Consider the following 2,382-nt stretch of genomic DNA (forward strand, 5'->3'; position numbering starts at 1 on the left):
TAAATAACTGTGATATGAAATCTTACGGTTTTGAAATTGAACTGGGATGGCGTGACCAGATTGGTGATTTCAAATATGGCGTATCATTCAACATGTCTGATGCACAGCAGAAAATTACCCGTTATCCGAACCCGTCAAATTCTTTGAACACCTATTATGAAGGCCAGATGCTGAACGAAATCTGGGGATACACCACCATCGGCATTGCCCAGAGTGATGAGGAAATGGCCGCTCACCTGGCAAAAGTGGATCAGAGTTCATTAGGCAGCGGATGGGGTGCCGGTGATATCATGTATGCCGACTTGAATGGTGATGGACGTGTAAATACAGGTTCCTATACAACGGATGATCCGGGCGACCTGCGTGTAATCGGTAATTCTACTCCGCGTTACAATTATGGCTTTACAGTTGATGGTTCCTGGAAAGGATTTGACTTACGATTGTTCTTCCAGGGTATCGGGAAACGTGATTTGTGGTTGCCTGGTACGTATTTCTGGGGTACGAATGGAGGTATGTGGTCGTCTAACGTGTTTGAGGAACACTTGGATTATTGGACTCCTGAAAACCCGAATGCATATTATGCACGTCCGTCTTGGACCAGCCGCAACCACCAGACCCAGACACGCTATCTGCAGAATGGCGCTTATCTCCGTCTGAAGAATATCACATTGGGTTACACATTGCCGAAGGCTTGGACTCAGAAAGCCTCCATGGAAAACGTACGTATTTATATCTCAGGTGATAATCTGTTGACATTTAGTCATGTAAGCAGCATTTTTGACCCGGAAAATATTGGTTCTCTGTATAGTGACGCCGGTAAGACTTATCCGTTGCAGCGCGTTGTATCAGTAGGTGTTAATATTAACTTCTAAATAGTGAAGAGAAAATGAAAACAACATATAAAAGTTTATTTGTAGCATGTATGCTGGCCGGATCGGGTTTGGCAATTACTTCATGTAATGACTTCTTGGATTTGGCTCCGTTGGATGAAGTTACTCCGGAGGTCTATTTTCAAAGTGCCGACCAGTTGGGGGCCTATAGTATCTCACAGTATAACAGTATTTTTACAGCTCCCAGCGGATGGGGACAAGGAGCCATCCTGACAGGGGATGCCAATACTGACAATATGGTAAGCGGAGACGCAAGCCAGAGTTATTTTACGAAGGATTACTGGAAGGTTTCACAATCTGGAGATTTGGGATTCAGCCTGATCCGTTATTGCAACTATTTCTTTGAGAACGTGCTTCCGAAATACGAAGCTGGCATGTATGACAGTGATTTGGCCAATGCCAAACATTACATTGGTGAAATGTATTTCATCCGGGCATGGGTTTATTTCTCACGTCTGAAAACTTATGGCGATTATCCGATTGTAACCGAGGTGGTAACGGATAACAAGGAAGATTTGATTGCCCATGGTACACGTATGCCGAGAAATGAAGTCGCAGATTTTATTCTCAGCGATTTGGACAAGGCCATCGGATTTTTACAGGACAAAGGCTTTGCGGCCAATAACCGTATTAATAAGCAGGTGGCACAACTTGTAAAGTCACGTGTCGCTTTGTATGAGGCTTCTTTTGAAACATACCATAAAGGTACTGGACGGGTACCGGGTGATGAAGGATGGCCAGGAGCAAAATTACATCCAAACTATCAGTTTGACGTGACAGCCCATGTCAAGGACTTACTGACTCAGGCTATGGAAGCTGCCAAACTTGTAGCCGACGGAGTTACTTTGACAGAAAATACAGGTGTTCTTGACCAGGACCCGTTGGCTCCGACAACTGGATGGAACCCTTACTTTGAAATGTATAATAGCCAGGATTTGTCGGGCATCAGTGAAGTCCTGATGTGGAAGGCTTACGGAACAGTGGGCTCTTCGAATATCAATCACGGCGTTCCGGCTTATATCGTGACAGGTGGTTATAACGGCTTGTTGAAAGGATATATTGAAAGCTTCCTGATGGAGGACGGCCTGCCTATTTATGCTTCATCTTCAAAAAAGCCTTATATGGGTGATGAGACCTTGGACAACGTAAAGGCCAACCGTGATGGCCGTTTGCAGCTGTTCGTCTTTGGAGAAAGCAATAAGCTTCCGATTCTTTCAACTGGGAACGATGAGGTTCATACCTTTCTTCCGGTATTGGCTCCGAAACGTGCAGGTGAAATGGGAGATATGACAGGTTACCGTATGCGCAAGGGAGAAAGCTTTGACAAGACTCAGAATGTATACGGTAAGGCTCAGTCTACAACCGGACAGATTTTGTTCCGTGGCGTAGAAGCTTACTTGAACTATATTGAAGCTCAGTATATGCGCGATGGAAAGATTGATGGTACTTCTGAAAAGTACTGGAAGGCTGTCCGTACACGTGCTCATGTAGA

Annotated in this window: 1 protein-coding gene and 1 pseudogene; both read left to right on the forward strand. The window is 44.8% G+C overall.

Translation table 11 applies throughout. The annotated features are described in order from the left end of the window. Nucleotides 1-872, forward strand: a pseudogene (locus BQ7480_RS17510) (SusC/RagA family TonB-linked outer membrane protein); the annotation flags it as partial. A 14-nt stretch (nucleotides 873-886) separates the two neighbouring features. After that, a partial coding sequence (locus BQ7480_RS17515) for a RagB/SusD family nutrient uptake outer membrane protein (protein WP_072544124.1) occupies nucleotides 887-2,382 on the forward strand: 1,496 nt, incomplete at its 3' end.

The sequence above is a fragment of the Bacteroides mediterraneensis genome, assembly GCF_900128455.1.
In the GTDB taxonomy this organism is placed as follows: Bacteria; Bacteroidota; Bacteroidia; order Bacteroidales; family Bacteroidaceae; genus Phocaeicola; species Phocaeicola mediterraneensis.